The sequence below is a fragment of the Providencia sp. genome, from assembly GCF_052096715.1.
GTDB lineage: Bacteria > Pseudomonadota > Gammaproteobacteria > Enterobacterales > Enterobacteriaceae > Providencia.
This window is the reverse complement of the sequence record NZ_JBQDNB010000029.1, coordinates 22,154-39,849: the sequence shown is the minus strand read 5'-3', so window position 1 is coordinate 39,849 and position 17,696 is coordinate 22,154. Positions and strand designations below refer to the sequence as shown.

The following is a 17,696-nucleotide window of genomic DNA, read 5'->3' as shown; positions in this document are numbered from 1 at the left end:
TCCTGAGTTGAAATAAATACATTGAATAACCTGCAAGCTAGATATAACCAATAGTTATATATTAGTCAAAGAACTGACATCTTAGAGAGTTGAAATTACGCTAAAAAAGCAAAAGGGCTAAATATATTAGCCCTTGAGAGATTTAATACTATTTGATTATGAGTTTTCAGCACAACTAATGGCTTTCTCAAACTCATTATTTCGTGTTAACCATAATGAAAGCGCTTTTAACGAGTCGGGGGTAAACTCATCACAACGTGCGCTGATCTCTTGTGGTGTTAACCAACTAACTTCAGCAACTTCAGTTTCTTGAAGCGCAAATGGGCCATGACTAACACAACTAAATAGCCCGCCCCAAACACGACAATTTTCATCTTCAAAATAAAAATGTCCATGCTCTGCAAAAGGAACGGCAGCAATACCGAGCTCTTCCTCTGCTTCACGTTTCGCAGAATCGAGTATGTTCTCACCTTGAGTCACCACTCCCCCTGCTGTTGCATCTAATAGGCCAGGGTGAAAATCTTTGATATCAGTTCGTTTTTGAATCAAAATTTTACCCGCACCATCATGAACCACGATATAAGTGGCACGATGACGCAAATTTTCGGCTCGCATCTGGCTGCGTGTCGCTTGAGCGATAACCATATTGTCATCATCGACAATATCAACCCACTCAACTAACTCGGTCTGTTGTTCCATCCTGAAAACCTTTTTTTAAGCCTGTAATACAGCTTTATGCCATAAATAGATTGCCCTAATAATTTAGGCAAATAATTTGATACAAGTTATGCTTTTCATCAGTCTGATGCAAGTGATCCTAACCAAATTTGTGTTTTGTTTCTATCACAATAAGGAGACTTTATTGTCTTAGAATAGTCGTCCAGATAACTTTTTGAAAGACTTTATCTTAAAGTCCACAAATCAATATCGCAGGTGCTATAGTTAGCAAATGGAAGTGACATAAATTCTCACAAATTTAAATTTAGACTATTGCGCTGCGGCTAGTAGTATGACAGGTATAAAGGAGCCAAAAAATGAAAATATTAATTACTGGTGGCACAGGCCTAATTGGCACTCAACTTGTCCAAGAGCTCGTTTCTCGCTCACATCAAATAACCGTCTTGAGCCGCTCTCCGCAGAAAGTTTATAGTCTTTTTTGTAAAGCAGTTGAATGCTGGACCTCCCTTAGTGATAAAAAAAACTTAAATGATTTTGATGCTATCATCAATCTAGCGGGGGAACCCATCGCTGAAAAACGTTGGACTGATGAACAAAAAAAAATACTCTGCGATAGCCGTTGGAAAATTACGCAGCAGCTAACCGAACTTATCAATGCAAGTGAAACACCTCCAGCAGTATTCCTATCAGGTTCTGCCGTGGGTTACTATGGTGATCAAGGCCAATCTGTTATTACTGAGTTTGACCAACCCCATGACGAGTTTACCCATCAACTTGCTCAGCATTGGGAAGCGCTTGCACAAAATGCACAATCCTCTGCAACGAGAGTCTGCTTAATGCGCACTGGACTTGTTTTATCGCCAAAAGGTGGCGTATTAGAAAAAGTGCTACCTATCTTTAAAATGGCTGCGGGTGGTCCTATCGGTCACGGAAAACAATTCATGCCATGGATACATATCGACGATATGGTCAGAGCAATTTGTTTTTTACTCGATACCCCTGAACTTTCTGGGCCATTTAATATGACAGCGCCTTACCCTGTGCATAATGACCAGTTTGCCGCTATTTTAGGAGATATCATCAACAGACCTGCGTTTGTCCGCACCCCTGCTTTTGTTATTAAAACCATGTTAGGGGAATCTGCCGCTTTAGTATTAGGCGGACAGCAAGCTATTCCAAAACGATTAGAGGACGCTGGGTTTGAATTCAAATTTGTCGAATTAAAAGAAGCGCTAACTGACTTGTTAGTGAAAGATGATACTTAGCCAAACGAATATGAGCCTATTTATCCCCTGTCCAACGGGTAAATAGGTCGTTTTCTAGCTCGATATCAAACTGATCAAGCACTCTATTGATAGTTTGATCCACGATATCTTGAATCGTTGCAGGTTGATGATAAAAAGCAGGCATGGGTGGCATAATAACAGCGCCCATTTCTGCCGCTTGCACCAATAAACGCAAATGGCCTAAATGTAGTGGTGTTTCTCTTATGCCTAATACTAATTTCTTACCTTCTTTTAGCACTACATCTGCCGCTCTGGTCACCAACGTATCAGTATAACTATGCACAATGCCAGAAAGCGTTTTCATGGTGCATGGCATTATTACCATGCCAGCGGTACGAAATGAACCTGAGGAGATAGCGGCTGCAATATCACGACTATCATAGACATGGTCAGCTAGCTGATGTACATCTTTAACGCTATACTGAGTTTCTAAGGCTAATGTCTGGCGAGCCGCCGCACTTATCACCAAATGAGTTTCTACATTTTGTACAGGTTTTAATACTTCCAGCAATCTAATGCCATAAATCGCACCACTTGCCCCAGTTAACCCAATGATAAGTTTCTTCATACAGCTTTTCCGTTTAATCAAAGTCATCGGTAATAATAGTAGCAATTATTACAAAGAAAAGCCCTTAAATATATAAATCATGATCCTAACGATTCGTTAGCCTGCAAAGAGACATTAATCATAATTAATAACATCAATAGATACAAAAGTACCCGCAATTAAGGCGGGCACTTAAATTAAATAATAAGGAAATTTATAAAACTTAGCCTTCGTTATAGATTTCTAAATCTTCAACTTCATTCTTATCTTTAAGCTTTAACTCATCATCTCTACGTAGATTTTCAAGGTAATCTAAATAGCTTTGATCAATATCTTTAGTGACATAAATACCATCAAAAACAGAACACTCAAATTCATTAATTTCAGGATTTTCTTCGCGAACCGCATCAACTAAATCGGTTAAATCTTGGAAAATAAGTGCATCTGCACCAATCAATTTGCGAATTTCGTCTACTTCCCGACCATGAGCAATCAATTCATTGGCATTTGGCATATCGATACCATAGACGTTTGGAAAACGCACTTCTGGCGCTGCTGACGCAAAATAAACATTTTTTGCCCCAGCCTCACGAGCGAGTTCAACAATTTGCTCAGACGTGGTACCACGAACAATAGAGTCATCGATTAACAACACGTTTTTATCGCGAAATTCGGCACGGTTTGCATTGAGTTTACGGCGGACAGATTTACGACGCTCCTGCTGACCAGGCATAATAAAAGTACGTCCAACATACCGATTTTTCACAAAACCTTGTCGATATGGCTTATCCAAGATATGTGCAATTTCTAATGCAATATCGCAGGATGTTTCTGGAATAGGGATCACCACATCAATATGTAAATCATCCCATTCACGCGCGATTTTAGCGCCCAGTTTTTGTCCCATACGCAATCTTGCGTTATATACCGATATTTTATCGATAAATGAATCTTGGCGCGCAAAGTATACGTACTCAAAGATACACGGCGTCAATTGAGGGTTATCAGAACATTGGCGTGTAAATAACTGACCTTTTTCTGTTACATACACCGCCTCACCTGGTGCCACATCACGCAAAAATTCAAATCCTAGCGTATCAAGCGCAACACTTTCAGAAGCAACCATGTATTCATGCGCACCGTTTTCAAGAATACGGCGACCTAATACAAGAGGGCGAATCCCATGAGGGTCACGGAATGCCAACATGCCATGGCCAATAATCAATGCAACGCAGGCGTAAGCACCACGTAATTTTTTATGCATCGCAGAAACGGCACTAAAAACATTATCTGGTTCAAGAGGAAAATGATCGAAACGGTCTAATTCATACGCCAACACATTCAATAAAATCTCAGAATCTGAAGTCGTATTCACATGGCGGCGTGCTGTCTCAAATAAACTCCGCATGAGTTCGTGAGCGTTTGTCAGATTACCATTATGAGCAAGTGTGATTCCAAAAGGAGAGTTTACGTAGAAAGGTTGAGCTTCAGATGCGCTAGAGCTGCCAGCCGTTGGATAACGAACATGTCCCAGCCCCATACAACCTTGCAATCTGAGCATATGGCGAGTTTCAAAAACATCTTTAACTAAACCATTCGCTTTACGTAAACGAATATTGTTATTGCCATCGATAGTAGCAATACCTGCTGCATCTTGCCCACGGTGCTGTAGCACCGTCAATGCATCATAAATTGATTGGTTTACCGGTGTAACACCGGCGATCCCGACAATACCGCACATTAGTCTTTCCTCATCAGCCAGACGGAGAAATATTCTCCGGTAGGAAACTTGACGCATTTTGCAGGTAGTCAAAAAACCACCTGATTATATGACTGAACTGCGGAATAAGTTCTGAACGTTGCCAGTCCTCGCTTTGAGGAAGAGGCGTAAATGTATCGAGAAAGAATAGTAATGCCGATACAATTAACACACCACGCAACGCACCGAAACAGATCCCCAGAACACGATCTGTACCCGATAATCCCGTTTTTTGTACTAATGAGCTAATCACATAGTTAACGACTGCGCCCACAATTAATGTGGCAATAAACAAGGCAGCAATGGCGATACCATTTCGAACTAACACATCCTCAAAGCGGGTAAAATAATCCGCCAAGTAAGGATAAAAGGTGCTAGCAACAAAAAAAGCACAGCCCCAAGTGATTAATGATAATGCCTCACGTACAAAACCGCGGATCAGGCTTACTAGTGCCGAGAAGCCAATAATGGCGATAATTGTGTAATCAATCCAGACCATATTTCATTCCATAATTCGCACTCACGACAGCAGCGGAATGCATTCTAACAGAAAACGAAAACGTTTGCGTAACCATTTTACATTCAATTAAAAAAAATTAGCGGCGAAAAGAAAAATCATAATCGCCGCAGTAAGTTACTAAATCCCTTCATATTTTAAGGATGTTTATTTTAATATTAAGGTTTAAATGTTTGAATTATCCCTTTTGTCCCTGTAATTGCGTTTAGCTCTGAAAGCGAAGCTTCTAATTTCTGTCTTGACGCTTCTGGCCCAACATAAATACGCGTTAATTTATTGTTCACCGGTTTCGCTGGGACGGTATAAACCTGATATCCAGACAATCTAAGCTTCGCAACTATCTCTTCAACCTTGGCAGCATTATTCAATGCGATTACTTGAACCACAAATGCTTTACCTTGAGGCTCATTTTTTGGTTCTGGCTTAGGCTCTGGCTCTACTTTTGGTTTAGGCTCAGGCTTTGGTTCTGGTTTAGGCTCAGGCTTCTTCGGTTTCTCTGCTTCAATCGCCGCAGGAACGTTAGCTATGCCTTGAGAAACTTGATTCGCAGCTGCGGTCTGTACACTTTGCTTTTGCTCAGTGAGCGCCTCTGAAAGCATCGCCTCCGATGCCCCTTCTGAAGAAGCAGTTGACGCGCTATGCGTAATTGGCGCAATCGCTTCAATATCTTCTTCATCACCCGGTTTAGGAATGATAGGTATGGCTGCAAATTCATTTTCATTATATTTCTTATCGCCATCAAGCAGAGCAGGAAGCACAATTACCCCCACTGCGACTAATACAACGGCACCAGCCAGACGATTTTGAAATTTACTAGCCACCAGCGCTATCCTTTTGATTTTTCTAATAACATTATAACATGGGCTACTGTATGAAATGAGCCACAAACAATAATGACATCTTGTTCTTTTGCATCGAGGTTTGCTTTTTGCCAAGCTTGTTCAATGCAGCTAAATTCATTGGCACTATCGAGGTATTGGCTTAATTGCGCTACATCCGCCCCTCTGAATTCCGTCAGTGAAGCAACATACCAATCAGTAACCTGTTGTGATAAACAATTCAATGTACCTTGAATGTCCTTATCACCTAGCATTCCAACAACAGCACGTATACGTCGCCCTTCAACCGCAGGTAATTGCGCAAGCTTAGTCACTAAATAACCGGCAGCATGAGGATTATGTGCCACATCAAGTATGGTCAATGGCTTTTTACTGATAATTTGAAAACGTCCCGGTAATTGAGCTGTTCTCAAGCCTTGATGTATCGCTTTTTCTGTGATTTTCTGCGCTAAATGATGATCAATTTGCATCAAGCAACTGATAACACCTAGCGCCGTTGCTGCATTTGCTAAAGGCACATTAGGTAAAGGAAGTTTTTGCCATTGTTGCTGCGAGCTATGCCAAGACCAATTGTCGCCCTGCTCTACATAATGCCAGTCTTTGTCTCGACGAAATAGCAAAGTACCAATCTCATCCGCAAATGCACCTATTGAGTCAGGCATGTCAGGTTCACCAACCACACCATAATGGCCTTTTCTGAAAATTCCCGCTTTCTCGTAACCGATATGTTCACGAGAGGAACCCAGCCAATCAGTGTGATCTAGTGCAATACTGGTAATCGCAGCAATATCAGCATCAACAACATTCGTTGCATCTAGGCGACCACCTAATCCAACTTCAAGGATCACAATATCTAAATTAGCTTGTTTGAACAATTGCAAAGCCGCTAACGTACCGTATTCAAAGTAAGTCAGGGAAATATTGTCTCGCTGAGACTCTATTGTTGCAAAGGCTTGACAAAAATCGGCTTCTGAAAGCTCTAACCCTTGAATACGTACACGTTCGGTATAGCGGACTAAGTGCGGGGAACTGTAAACACCCACTTTCAACCCTGCTGCCATTAAAATAGACTCAAGAGTATGACAAGTTGTGCCTTTCCCATTCGTTCCAGTAACGGTAATAACACGGGGCGCAGGTTGCGTTAAATTCATCTGACGAGCAACTTGCCCGACTCGCTCCAACCCCATATCAATATTTTGGCTATGTAAGTCGGTAAGATAAGAAAGCCAAGCCTCCAAAGGAGACTTGGCATTAGGAATGATTAAATTACGCATCATTTTTTTTAAGCTTTGCAGGATCCTTTTCTCGTTCATTGATATCGATACCTTCAATATTTTCAGTAATATCGATTTCGATTTCAGGATCTTCAATAACAATAACCGGTGGCGCACTGAAACCCGGTTTGTTGGTTAATATCGCAAGAATTTCGGCGAGTTTATCTCGCATTTCAGGACGGCGAACAATCATATCAATTGCGCCTTTTTCCAATAAAAATTCACTGCGTTGGAAGCCATGAGGTAATTTTTCACGCACAGTCTGCTCAATAACTCGCGGACCTGCGAAACCAATCAAAGCCTTAGGTTCAGCAACGTTGATATCACCTAACATAGCAAGACTGGCAGAAACACCACCCATAGTAGGGTCAGTCAAAACAGAAATGTACGGTAAACCACGTTCTTGCATTTTCGCTAATGCTGCGCTGGTTTTTGCCATCTGCATCAATGACAGTAGTGCTTCTTGCATACGCGCACCACCACTTGATGAGAAACACACTAATGGACAGTTATCTTCCAAAGCTTGTTCCACTGCACGAACAAAGCGTGCCCCGACAACCGACGCCATTGAACCGCCCATAAAAGCAAATTCAAATGCAGCGGCCACGATTGGCATCTCTTTTAGAGTCCCTTTCATGACAATGATAGCGTCTTTTTCACCTGTAGCTTTTTGCGCAGCTGAAATTCTATCTTTGTATTTTTTTGAATCACGGAACTTGAGAATATCTTTTGGCTCAAGTTCGCTACCTAATTCTGTTGTTGAGTTTTCATCAAGAAAGGCTTCAAGACGTTGACGTGCATGAATTCGCATGTGATGGTCACATTTTGGACACACCGACAAATTACGCTCAAGCTCAGCACCGTAGAGCACTTGCCCGCAGCTGTCACATTTAGTCCAAACGCCCTCAGGGATATTCGCTTTATGCGATTGGGTTACGTTACCTTTCTTTAAAATCTTTTCAATCCAGCTCATTAATGGACCTTTTTGTCTGCTTGATCTCTGGCTAACACCAGTATGTAATTTTTTGCCATTAAACCACAATGATATCTCACTGTAGATAAAAACTTTTTAAACCTGCTAACGGTTATTCATTTTTTGTGCAGCTGCACGCTTTTCTTTTGCAGCAATACGGCGATGTCGAATTATTTCAATCACGCCCGGTAAAATTGAAATAAAGATAATCGCAACTATCAGTAATTTCAAATTTTGTTGCACTATCGGTAAATCACCAAATAAGTAACCCGCATAGGTAAACAGTAACACCCATATTAACGCACCGGTCACATTATAAAAGGCAAAATGACGATAAGACATTTTTCCCATTCCTGCAACGAATGGCGCAAAAGTTCTTACAATTGGAACAAATCGTGCAAGGATAATCGCTTTTCCACCATGCTTTTCATAAAACGCGTGGGTTTTATCTAAATAAACACGACGGAAAATTTTCGAATCTGGATTTTTAAACAGCTTTTCACCGAAAATACGGCCTATAGTATAGTTTACTGCATCTCCAACAATCGCAGCGACTATCATTAAACCAACCATTAAATGAACATTTAAATCATTACTATCTAATGCAGCAATCGCACCCGCCACAAATAATAACGAGTCTCCCGGCAAGAATGGCGTAACAACAAGTCCTGTTTCACAAAATAGAATAAGGAATAAAATGCCGTAAACCCAATTACCATAGGTTGCGACTAATTCTGCAAGATGAACATCGATGTGCAAAATAAAATCGATAATAAAACTGATAAACTCCATAAAAATCCTCATTATGAATAGCATCCATGCTATTTCTCATCGTCGTTTGAACCTTAGTAGTAAGCCTTATCGCTGACTATCACCTCATGTTACAAACAACTTTAAGGTTAAATTAAATAAGATTTACATCAGCTCATCGGCAAGAAAAAGAGGCCCCATCACACTCGTAGGTAACTCATATTTTTCGAGATAATCAACTTTCACCAAGTATAACCCTTCGGCTTTAGCTGTTGCAGCTGCTTTAGATCTATCTTGTAACTCAAGAAGATGGCTTATCCAGTTAATATCCTGATTTCCACAACCTATCTCAAGTAAACTCCCAACAATATTCCTAACCATATGATGTAAAAACGCATTTGCTTTAATATCAACCACAACATAATGACCATGGCGGCTCACATTCACGTGCATCACATTCCGCCAAGGTGTTTTTGACTGGCACTGTAACGCTCTGAACGAGGTAAAATCATGTTCACCCAAAAGTGCCTGTGCAGCTTCATGCATTCTTTTTTCATCAAGTGGATAATGAAAGTGCGTTATACCATTTGATAATATTCCTGCCCGATAGCGATGATTAAAAATCACATAACGATATCGGCGAGCTGTAGCGCTAAAACGTGCATGAAACTCATCATCGACAGGTTGAGACCAGCGCACAGCAATATCACTGGGTAAATGGGTATTAGTCCCAATGGTCCATGCTGACTCTTTACGCAATGCAGAGGTGACAAAATGAACCACCTGCCCTGTTGCATGCACGCCTGCATCCGTACGTCCTGCACATTGCACTCGAATAGGCTCAGCTGCAATCTTAGATAAAGCCTCTTCGAGACAACCTTGTACACTTACGACTTCTTTTTGACTCTGCCAACCGTAATAATTACTACCGTTATATTCAATACCTAATGCGATACGATATAACTTTTTTGATTCTGACATCAGTAAAATAGCTCCTGAGCCAGTTTTTCCGCAGTTTCGATTGCCATTAGCGCGCCACCAAAACGGACATTATCCGCAACTGACCAAAACTGTAAGATTTCAGGAATTCCATAATCATTACGTAGACAACCAATACTGAGTTGGTCATTACCCGAAGCATCTGTAACTTGAGTTGGATAATCACCCTCTTCTGAGACCTGAATATCAGCAAAACGTTCAAGTTCATCACGCGCTTCTTCCGCACCCATCGGCCTCAATGACTCTAAATAAACCACTTGGGCATTACCATAAAATACCGGAGACTGCACAAAGCTGACTGCAACTGGTAAGCCGTCATCTTGTAAAATTTTACGCACCTGCTCAACAAGGCGGCGCTCTTGCACGACAGTACCTTCCATATCACCTAATAATGGCAACATATTAAATGCTAATTGCTTACTAAAACGCCCTTCTTCAGGCGGAATACCATTTAGTAAACGCGCGCTTTGCCCTGCAAGTTCATCAACCGCCGCTTTACCATGTGCAGAAACCGATAACATATTCGTTAAAGTAATACGGCCGATCCCTGCGGCATCAATCAACGGCTTTATCGCGGTTAATAACTGGCTAACGTAGCTATCTGCTAACGAAATAATATTTCGATTTCGATAATCAGCTAAAACATGCGCATTAACACTTGGCACAACTAAAGGAACGTCAGGATCTTGAGCAAAAACGCCACTGCTATCAATAACAATACAACCCTCTTGTGCCGCCTGCTCTGCATATTGCAAACTTGCGGTTTCTCCCGCCGCAAAAAAAGCAATTTGAGCTTGAGACCAATCAAAATTGGCAGCATCTTCGACTGGATAGCTTTTACCGTTAAAACGAATAACTTCACCTGCACTTCGTTCACTTGCTAATAAATACAGCTCGCCAACAGGAAACTCTCTTTCTTGCAGCAGAGTAATAATGGCTTCACCGACTGCGCCAGTTGCCCCTAATAACGCAATATTCCAACCTTCAGTCATGGTCGTTCCTCTAAAAATAAAAACCAAATGCTATTATTCAACTAATTGTGCAGTAAATCCTAATGCATTCAGTTGAATGGCAGTTTGTGCATCATCACACAAAATTTCAAGAGATGACCATTCGCGGCGCTCTTGATAATGTTTGCGTAACTTGTCAAATTCACCGGCTATCGCTGCGACATCTCTCAGTGCAGCATCATCACGGCGCACATCATACACTAGATGCACTAATCTTTTGAGTTGACCTTGCGTTAATTTACCATTAAATGTAATTGAACTGATATCGGGTTTTGGCAACAGTGAAAATAGCGACACTTCACAGGGTTTACCCAAGAATTTACAATAGGCTTCATAGACTTGAGTTGTTCCCCGAGCCTTACCTTCCAAGGTATAACCCGCAATATGAGGTGTACCAATATCAACCCAATCTAATAATTCAGTGTCTAAATTTGGTTCCGGCTCCCAAACATCTAAAATGACACTGAGTTGTTGTCCCAGTTTAAGCTGTTGTAATAACGCTTGATTGTCCACCACTTCGCCGCGACTCGCATTAATTAAAATCGTACCAGCACGCAAATTAGATAACCGCGGTTCATCCATTAAATGGAAAGTTTTATATTCACCAGAAATATTTAGTGGCGTATGAAAAGTGAGAACATCCGCTTGCTCAAGCAAAACATCTAATGACACAAAGTTTTCATCGTCACCATTAGCGGCTCGAGGAGGATCGCATAATAGCGTTTTAACCCCCCAAGCGGATAGACGATGATGCAAACGCCCACCGACATTGCCGACACCAACAATACCAACAGTTTTATCTCGTAAATCAAAATTATCGCGCTCGGCAAGCAACAATAAAGAAGAGAAAACATATTCGACTACTGCGATAGCGTTACAACCTGGGGCAGAAGAAAATGCAATATTGGCCTCAGATAGCCATTCAGTATCAACATGATCAAAACCTGCGGTTGCCGTCCCTACAAATTTAACAGGCGTGTTATTCAACAGTGAGCTATTAACCTTGGTAATAGATCGCACCATTAAGGCATCCGCATCAACAAGTTCTTTCTCTGGAACTGGACGCCCTGGCACTGCTTTCACTTCCCCTAGCTCACTAAATAGCTGTTGAGCATATGGCATGTTTTCATCAACTAGAATTTTCACTTAATTTGTCCCAATAGATTGACGTATCTGTTGCTCGAGATATAACAAGGGCCTATATTTTGCCACGTTCCCATAAAAGCCACTACCCTAGATTACCTTGCACGATAAACTCTTTTAAACGAAAACGGTCAGGCGTCACACCTGATATCTGCTGGAACATAGCAATAAAAGCAGATGCAGAGCTGTAGCCGACATCAAGAGCGACTTCATAGACACTTTTTCCTTGTTCAAGTGCAGCTACTGCATGTAAATAACGTAAACGTTGCCGCCACTCACTAAAAGACATCCCCAATTCTTGCTGGCAACGCCTTGATAGCGTTCTTTCTGAGGTATAATAGCGCTTCGCCCATTCCGCCAATGTTGTATTATCGGCAGGTTCTTTTTGTAATTCTTGTAATATCGGTGCTAGAAAACGGTCTTTAGTGGTCGGTAAATAGGTATCTTGGCAAGGCAAAACAGCGAATTGGTCAATTAATACCTCAGCCAATCTCGTATCTTGTTCTGTCTCGGGTAGTGAAACACCGCGTAGAAACATATCGGTCATAATGGAATGGAAAATTGCACTTAACTTTACCACGCAAGCACGCTGCGCAAATTTATCATTGTATTTTTGTGAAAAATCAATAATCCGAAATTTAACACTTTGCTTGCTAAAACTAGCATGTTGAGTATTGGCCGGTATCCAAATACAAAATTCAGGCGGCGCTAGATAATGTTTTCCTTCAACCTCCATTTCCATAATACCGCAGACAACATAAAGCAACTGCCCAAATGCATGTGCATGGGATTTGTACTCTGTCTGGGTATTAATTTGCTCATGACGTAATGCAATAAATGTGGGTTCAATAATATTGCATTCATTCACTAACCAAGTGTCAGATTTTGAATTTCGCATCTTATCCTGTCTGAAAAACGTTATCGAATGTCTGGTAATCAGTATATATAAAAAATCAGACAGATGTATACTAGTCCCACTCATTTGGGAGAATGCTTTTAATGAAAAATTTTCTTTTTCCGCTCATTGCGGTTTTTTTATGGTCACTAAATGCCATCGTCAGCAAAGCAGCAGCGACGGCGATAGATCCGGCTGCAATATCATTTTATCGTTGGGCTTTAGCGCTTGTGGTGATGACACCTTTTGTTTTTCGATCAGTGCTTAAAAATAAACAAATTGTGATGAAACATTGGTGGCAGCTCGCCATTTTAGGTGCTTTGGGCATGATGATTTATCAAAGTCTTGCCTATTATGCCGCTCACTCTGTCAGTGCCACATTTATGGGGATAATGAATTCATTAATTCCATTATTAACAGTTATTATTAGTATTTTTGTGCTACGCATTATTCCAACCGTCGGTATTGTTGTTGGTGCAGCCCTCTCGTTATCAGGCTTAGTGTGGCTAGTCAGCCAAGGCAATCCAAGTAGTCTGTTAACACACGGTTTAGGTACGGGTGAGTTACTAATGATCATAGCTTCCGCCGCTTATGCCTTATATGGTGTTTTAACTAAGCGCTGGGGGATTAAACTCTCAAGCTGGGATTCTCTGTATATACAAATCTTTTTTGGCGTGATTTTATTAATACCAAGCTTTGTATTAGCAGATGACGTCTCATTAAATAGTCACAATATTGGATTAGTTTTATTTGCTGGTATTGCCGCATCCATTATTGCGCCAGCAATGTGGATCCAAGGAGTCATGCGCTTAGGTGCCAATACCACGTCAATATTTATGAACCTTGCTCCGGTATTTACAGCCATTATTGCCATCTTTGCACTCGGTGAAGAATTAAAAAGCTATCACTTAATAGGCGGAGGTGTGGTTTTATTAGGTGTAATGCTAGCGCAACAGCTCCGCACGCCGCTAACTCAAGTCTTTAGCCGTAGGAAAAAAACAACGCAGGAAGATAGCTGCCAATAATAACGATACGATTACAGTCTATCTATTCTATAGCGTGATACAAGTTTGAATGCAATGTCGTAACCAATATGCCCCACTTCCGTGGGGCTATTTTTATGTAGATACTTTATGACGCTAATTTAGATAAATATCTTTTCATTCCCCTATTAATATTTATTGCGACTATGCTTTTTCGTGTGCAATGGGAATGGGATCTCAATGTTATATATTTTATTAATCATCCTACTAAATTTGCTTTTTATATATTTCGAAAATGCTTCCTTTAAAATTCTCAAGTCTTGCTTCAATATTGGAAAATGAAACCTCGTTACATTCATATCGATCCTTTTCATTTAAGCGATGAGATATATTTTACGATTTCAACCATAGATAAGTTCTCATACTTACAGCACCAATAATTTAACAAAATGATTTTCCATCAAGACTAATCACTTTTTTTCAAAAAAAAAACGAGAACCTAAGTTCTCGCTTTTTCTATTCGCACAATAATGACGCGATATAATATAAATTACGCTTTATATTTGCTCATCACTAATGTTGCGTTTGTACCGCCGAAACCAAAGCTATTTGACATAACAGTATTCAGTGCTTGCTCAGTAGGTTTAGTCACAATATTCAGACCTGCTGCTTTTTCGTCAAGATTTTCAACGTTAATACTTGGTGCAATAAAACCATGCTCTAACATCAATAAGCTATAAATTGCTTCTTGAGCACCCGCAGCACCCAATGAGTGACCTGTCATTGCTTTAGTTGCAGAAATTGCAGGTGAATCATGACCAAACACTTCTTGGATAGCTTCTAGTTCTTTCGTATCACCTACAGGCGTTGAAGTACCATGAGTATTAATATAGTCAATTTTGCCTTCAATACCGTGCATTGCCATTTGCATACAACGTACCGCACCTTCACCTGAAGGAGAAACCATATCGGCACCATCAGAAGTTGCACCATAACCCACAACTTCAGCATAGATGTGCGCGCCACGTGCTAATGCATGTTCTAACTCTTCAACAACAACAATCGCGCCGCCACCTGCAATAACAAAACCGTCACGGTCTTGGTCATAGGTTCTAGATGCTTTATCTGGCGTTTCATTGTATTTCGTTGACAATGCGCCCATTGCATCAAATTCACAAGTCATTTCCCAGCTCAGCTCTTCACCACCGCCAGCAAAAACAACATCTTGCTTACCTAATTGAATAAGCTCAACGGCGTGGCCGATACAGTGTGCAGAAGTAGAACAGGCTGAACTAATTGAATAGTTTACGCCTTTAATTTTAAACGGAGTTGCCAAGCAAGCTGAAATACCTGATGCCATTGCACGCGTTACCATATAGGGACCGACGCCGCGTAAACCTTTAGCACGCATACCATCAGAACCCGCCACTTGGTTACGAGGTGAACCACCACCTGAACCAACAACGATACCAGTACGTAAATTTGAAACTTGGTCTTCTGCTAGATTTGAATCTTTAATTGCCTGCTCCATTGACAGGTAAGCATAAACTGAGCAATCGCTCATAAAGCGGCGGATCTTACGGTCAATCAAACCGTCAGTATCCATTTTAACATTACCCCAGACATGACTACGCAGCCCTGCCTCTTTAAATTCTTCTGAGAAAGTGATCCCGGAACGACCTTCCTTCAGAGAAGCCAGTACTTCTTCCTGGTTATTACCAATGCTGGAAACAATACCTAGGCCAGTGATGACTGCACGCTTCATTCGTTACCTCATAACTATAATTATTTGATTGCGGGATTACATGCAGTCACTTTAGCTTACACTTGTACGCTGAACAAGTCCGATCAGGGTAAATATTTGTATTTTTTTATTTATGACACTCATAAGACTTTTATGTGAAGGTAGCCTTACGCCGTCATCAGCGCTAAAATTCAACCATTATTTAAGTAAAAATGGATTGTAACGTGAAAAAGATAGCCATAGAGACTGCAAACCTTAGCTGGAATGAGGAAGGTACGCCAATGTCTGAACAATTTGAGGATATTTATTTTTCAAATCAAAGTGGCTTAGAAGAAGCGCGCCATGTGTTTTTACACGGAAATCATTTCCCTGAACGTTTCTCAACTCATCCATTTAAAACCTGTGTTATTGCAGAGACCGGATTCGGTACTGGATTGAATTTTCTCGTGTTATGGCAAGCTTTTGTTCAATTCAAATTAGCTAACCCACAAGCTACAACACAACGTTTACATTTCATTAGCTTTGAAAAATACCCTTTAACAAAACAAGATTTAATTACAGCGCACAGCTGTTGGCCTGAACTTGCCCCGCTATCAAAACGATTATGTGAATATTGGCCACAGCCCCTAGCTGGAAACCATAGAATACTCTTAGAAAATGGCGCGATAACCTTAGATTTATGGTTTGGTGACGTTAATGAACAGATATCTCAACTTAATTTCAGCTTAAACAATCAGATAGACGCTTGGTTTTTGGATGGATTTGCTCCATCAAAAAATCCACTTATGTGGAGCGAACAGCTGTTCACTACAATGGCAAAATTTTCCAAAAATAATGCCACATTTTCCACTTTTACCGTAGCGGGTTTTGTCAAAAGAGGATTACAACAAGCAGGTTTTACAATTAGCAAGGCCAAAGGTTTTGGTCAAAAGCGTGAAATGCTAATTGGTAGCTTAATTAAAAAAAGCACTGATCTACCAACACCATGGTTTGCACGATTACCTGCCAGTAAAACTGATGATATTGCCATTATTGGTGGCGGATTAGCCAGTTTAACCGCCGCTTATACCTTGATGAAACGCGGCGCTAAAGTCACACTTTATTGCAAAGACAAGCGAGTAGCCCAAAATGCATCAGGAAATCGACAAGGGGCAATTTACCCGCTACTCACTGGCAATAACGATCCCCTAGAACGTTTTTTTGTCAGTGCATTTCCATTTGCCTCGCGCTTTTACCATTATCTCGCCACCATAGGATTAGAATTTGATGGGCAGTGGTGTGGCGTGAGCCAACTCGCCTATAATGATAAAATTGCTCAAAAAATTGAAACCATGTTACAAACGCAGTGGCCAGAAAATTTTGCAGTTGGCAAAAGCAAACAACAACTGAGTGAAATTTGCGGGGTGGATGTAAATCATTCAGGTATTCACTATGCTACTGGTGGCTGGCTTTGCCCTGCTCAACTTTGTGACAGTTTAACTCAATATCTTCAAGCGCAAGGTGTTGAGTTTTGTTTTGAACATGAGGTTAACCAACTCGAGCACAACGACGATAATTGGCAATTAGATATTGATGTTGCTGGCACAACAAAACAATTCATTCATCAAACTGTCGTTATCGCTAATGGCTATAAACTCAGACAATTTACACAAACCGAATACATTCCAATCACGCCTATTCGTGGACAAGTCAGCCATATTCCAACCAATCCAACACTCCAAAAGCTAAAAAACGTCCTCTGTTTTGAAGGATATTTGACCCCAGCAGACTCATCAAATGAACAACATTGTTTAGGGGCGAGTTATCAGCGTGAGCATCTTAATTTTGATTATAGTGAAGAAGAACAGCAAGGTAACAAGCAAAAGCTCATTGATAACCTGCCGGATCTAGCATGGCCACACGAAATCGATGTATCACAACAACGTTCACGTCAAGGCATTCGCTGTGTCATCCGCGACCATATGCCATTAGTTGGCAATGTCCCTGATTATGATAAGCTCATGTTGATATACAAAGACTTACCCCAACAAATGGCGCGCAAGCAACCTATCGCCAATGCCCCCGTTCACCCCAATTTATTTATTTTAGGCGCTTTAGGTTCTCGCGGTCTTTCAACGGCACCGTTATGTGCGGAAATTTTAGCATCGCAAATTTTTGGACAACCATTGCCTTTAGATGATGAAACCTTAGCAGAATTGCATCCTAATCGGTTTTGGGTAAGAAAATTGTTACTTGGCAGGAAAGTGAAAAAGCCTTACTAATGAATTGTATTGGTCTGTTATTTATATCTAGCAGACCA

16 protein-coding genes are annotated in these 17,696 nt (G+C 40.9%); 3 read left to right on the top strand and 13 right to left on the bottom strand.

All coding sequences use genetic code 11. From position 1 onward, the window contains the following. Positions 1 to 156 precede the first annotated feature (156 nt). On the bottom strand, positions 157 to 699 hold the full coding sequence (gene yfcD / locus ACTH6U_RS17855; RefSeq protein ID WP_294107981.1) for an NUDIX hydrolase YfcD: 543 nt from the start codon (positions 697 to 699) through the stop codon (positions 157 to 159). A 335-nt stretch (positions 700 to 1,034) separates the two neighbouring features. Here yfcD and ACTH6U_RS17850 point away from each other — a divergent pair, with 335 nt between their 5' ends. Then, positions 1,035 to 1,943 carry a TIGR01777 family oxidoreductase gene (locus ACTH6U_RS17850; RefSeq protein WP_441832812.1) on the top strand — a complete coding sequence of 303 codons (909 nt, stop codon included), beginning with the start codon at positions 1,035 to 1,037 and terminating at the stop codon, positions 1,941 to 1,943. Positions 1,944 to 1,959: 16 nt separating this feature from the next. Here the strand turns inward: ACTH6U_RS17850 and ACTH6U_RS17845 are convergent, their stop codons facing one another. The 11 genes from ACTH6U_RS17845 to ACTH6U_RS17795 form a co-directional block, all read right to left on the bottom strand. After that, positions 1,960 to 2,532 (bottom strand): UbiX family flavin prenyltransferase, encoded by a 573-nt coding sequence (locus tag ACTH6U_RS17845; protein WP_294107976.1) that lies wholly within the window; start codon positions 2,530 to 2,532, stop codon positions 1,960 to 1,962. Between the two features lie 202 nt (positions 2,533 to 2,734). Continuing rightward, positions 2,735 to 4,252 carry an amidophosphoribosyltransferase gene (purF, locus tag ACTH6U_RS17840; RefSeq protein ID WP_294107974.1) on the bottom strand — a complete coding sequence of 506 codons (1,518 nt, stop codon included), beginning with the start codon at positions 4,250 to 4,252 and terminating at the stop codon, positions 2,735 to 2,737. Positions 4,253 to 4,265: 13 nt separating this feature from the next. Beyond that, the gene (gene cvpA / locus ACTH6U_RS17835) at positions 4,266 to 4,769 is read right to left on the bottom strand and encodes a colicin V production protein (protein WP_336430861.1); all 504 of its coding nucleotides are present in this window, start codon (positions 4,767 to 4,769) and stop codon (positions 4,266 to 4,268) included. 176 nt (positions 4,770 to 4,945) lie between these two features. Next, positions 4,946 to 5,608: a cell division protein DedD gene (gene dedD / locus ACTH6U_RS17830; RefSeq protein ID WP_294107972.1), complete on the bottom strand. Its 663-nt coding sequence runs from the start codon at positions 5,606 to 5,608 to the stop codon at positions 4,946 to 4,948. Positions 5,609 to 5,613: 5 nt separating this feature from the next. Further along, positions 5,614 to 6,903 (bottom strand): bifunctional tetrahydrofolate synthase/dihydrofolate synthase, encoded by a 1,290-nt coding sequence (gene folC, locus ACTH6U_RS17825; protein WP_441832820.1) that lies wholly within the window; start codon positions 6,901 to 6,903, stop codon positions 5,614 to 5,616. Continuing rightward, complete coding sequence (gene accD / locus ACTH6U_RS17820; protein ID WP_441832811.1) at positions 6,893 to 7,873, bottom strand: acetyl-CoA carboxylase, carboxyltransferase subunit beta; 981 nt, start codon at positions 7,871 to 7,873, stop codon at positions 6,893 to 6,895. Before accD ends, folC begins: the two co-directional genes overlap by 11 nt. Before the next feature lie 105 nt (positions 7,874 to 7,978). After that, the gene (locus ACTH6U_RS17815; protein ID WP_294107968.1) at positions 7,979 to 8,665 is read right to left on the bottom strand and encodes a DedA family protein; all 687 of its coding nucleotides are present in this window, start codon (positions 8,663 to 8,665) and stop codon (positions 7,979 to 7,981) included. A gap of 123 nt (positions 8,666 to 8,788) precedes the next feature. Further along, positions 8,789 to 9,604, bottom strand: coding sequence for a tRNA pseudouridine(38-40) synthase TruA (gene truA, locus ACTH6U_RS17810; RefSeq protein WP_441832810.1), 816 nt, complete (start codon positions 9,602 to 9,604; stop codon positions 8,789 to 8,791). Further along, a complete protein-coding gene (locus tag ACTH6U_RS17805) occupies positions 9,604 to 10,614 on the bottom strand; it encodes an aspartate-semialdehyde dehydrogenase (RefSeq protein ID WP_336430860.1) in 1,011 nt (336 codons plus the stop codon). Before ACTH6U_RS17805 ends, truA begins: the two co-directional genes overlap by 1 nt. A gap of 33 nt (positions 10,615 to 10,647) precedes the next feature. Continuing rightward, complete coding sequence (gene pdxB, locus ACTH6U_RS17800) at positions 10,648 to 11,778, bottom strand: 4-phosphoerythronate dehydrogenase PdxB (RefSeq protein WP_441832809.1); 1,131 nt, start codon at positions 11,776 to 11,778, stop codon at positions 10,648 to 10,650. A gap of 82 nt (positions 11,779 to 11,860) precedes the next feature. Beyond that, the gene (locus ACTH6U_RS17795) at positions 11,861 to 12,673 is read right to left on the bottom strand and encodes an AraC family transcriptional regulator (protein ID WP_294107960.1); all 813 of its coding nucleotides are present in this window, start codon (positions 12,671 to 12,673) and stop codon (positions 11,861 to 11,863) included. Positions 12,674 to 12,774: 101 nt separating this feature from the next. On the opposite strand from ACTH6U_RS17795, the gene ACTH6U_RS17790 reads away from it, so the two are divergent. After that, positions 12,775 to 13,695 (top strand): DMT family transporter, encoded by a 921-nt coding sequence (locus tag ACTH6U_RS17790; RefSeq protein WP_434719182.1) that lies wholly within the window; start codon positions 12,775 to 12,777, stop codon positions 13,693 to 13,695. A 508-nt stretch (positions 13,696 to 14,203) separates the two neighbouring features. On the opposite strand, the gene fabB is transcribed toward ACTH6U_RS17790, so the two are convergent. Next, positions 14,204 to 15,418, bottom strand: coding sequence for a beta-ketoacyl-ACP synthase I (gene fabB / locus ACTH6U_RS17785; protein ID WP_294107955.1), 1,215 nt, complete (start codon positions 15,416 to 15,418; stop codon positions 14,204 to 14,206). Positions 15,419 to 15,621: 203 nt separating this feature from the next. Between fabB and mnmC the strand changes: the two genes are divergently transcribed. Beyond that, entirely contained in the window at positions 15,622 to 17,658 is a 2,037-nt protein-coding gene (mnmC, locus tag ACTH6U_RS17780) for a bifunctional tRNA (5-methylaminomethyl-2-thiouridine)(34)-methyltransferase MnmD/FAD-dependent 5-carboxymethylaminomethyl-2-thiouridine(34) oxidoreductase MnmC (protein ID WP_441832808.1), read from the top strand. Positions 17,659 to 17,696 lie beyond the last annotated feature (38 nt).

Coding starts and splice junctions, on each gene's coding strand:
- yfcD (WP_294107981.1), bottom strand. CDS start 699: ATGGAACAACAGACCGAGTTAGTTGAGTGGGTTGATATTGTCGATGAT.
- ACTH6U_RS17850 (WP_441832812.1), top strand. CDS start 1,035: ATGAAAATATTAATTACTGGTGGCACAGGCCTAATTGGCACTCAACTT.
- ACTH6U_RS17845 (WP_294107976.1), bottom strand. CDS start 2,532: ATGAAGAAACTTATCATTGGGTTAACTGGGGCAAGTGGTGCGATTTAT.
- purF (WP_294107974.1), bottom strand. CDS start 4,252: ATGTGCGGTATTGTCGGGATCGCCGGTGTTACACCGGTAAACCAATCA.
- cvpA (WP_336430861.1), bottom strand. CDS start 4,769: ATGGTCTGGATTGATTACACAATTATCGCCATTATTGGCTTCTCGGCA.
- folC (WP_441832820.1), bottom strand. CDS start 6,903: ATGATGCGTAATTTAATCATTCCTAATGCCAAGTCTCCTTTGGAGGCT.
- accD (WP_441832811.1), bottom strand. CDS start 7,873: ATGAGCTGGATTGAAAAGATTTTAAAGAAAGGTAACGTAACCCAATCG.
- ACTH6U_RS17815 (WP_294107968.1), bottom strand. CDS start 8,665: ATGGAGTTTATCAGTTTTATTATCGATTTTATTTTGCACATCGATGTT.
- truA (WP_441832810.1), bottom strand. CDS start 9,604: ATGTCAGAATCAAAAAAGTTATATCGTATCGCATTAGGTATTGAATAT.
- ACTH6U_RS17805 (WP_336430860.1), bottom strand. CDS start 10,614: ATGACTGAAGGTTGGAATATTGCGTTATTAGGGGCAACTGGCGCAGTC.
- ACTH6U_RS17795 (WP_294107960.1), bottom strand. CDS start 12,673: ATGCGAAATTCAAAATCTGACACTTGGTTAGTGAATGAATGCAATATT.
- ACTH6U_RS17790 (WP_434719182.1), top strand. CDS start 12,775: ATGAAAAATTTTCTTTTTCCGCTCATTGCGGTTTTTTTATGGTCACTA.
- fabB (WP_294107955.1), bottom strand. CDS start 15,418: ATGAAGCGTGCAGTCATCACTGGCCTAGGTATTGTTTCCAGCATTGGT.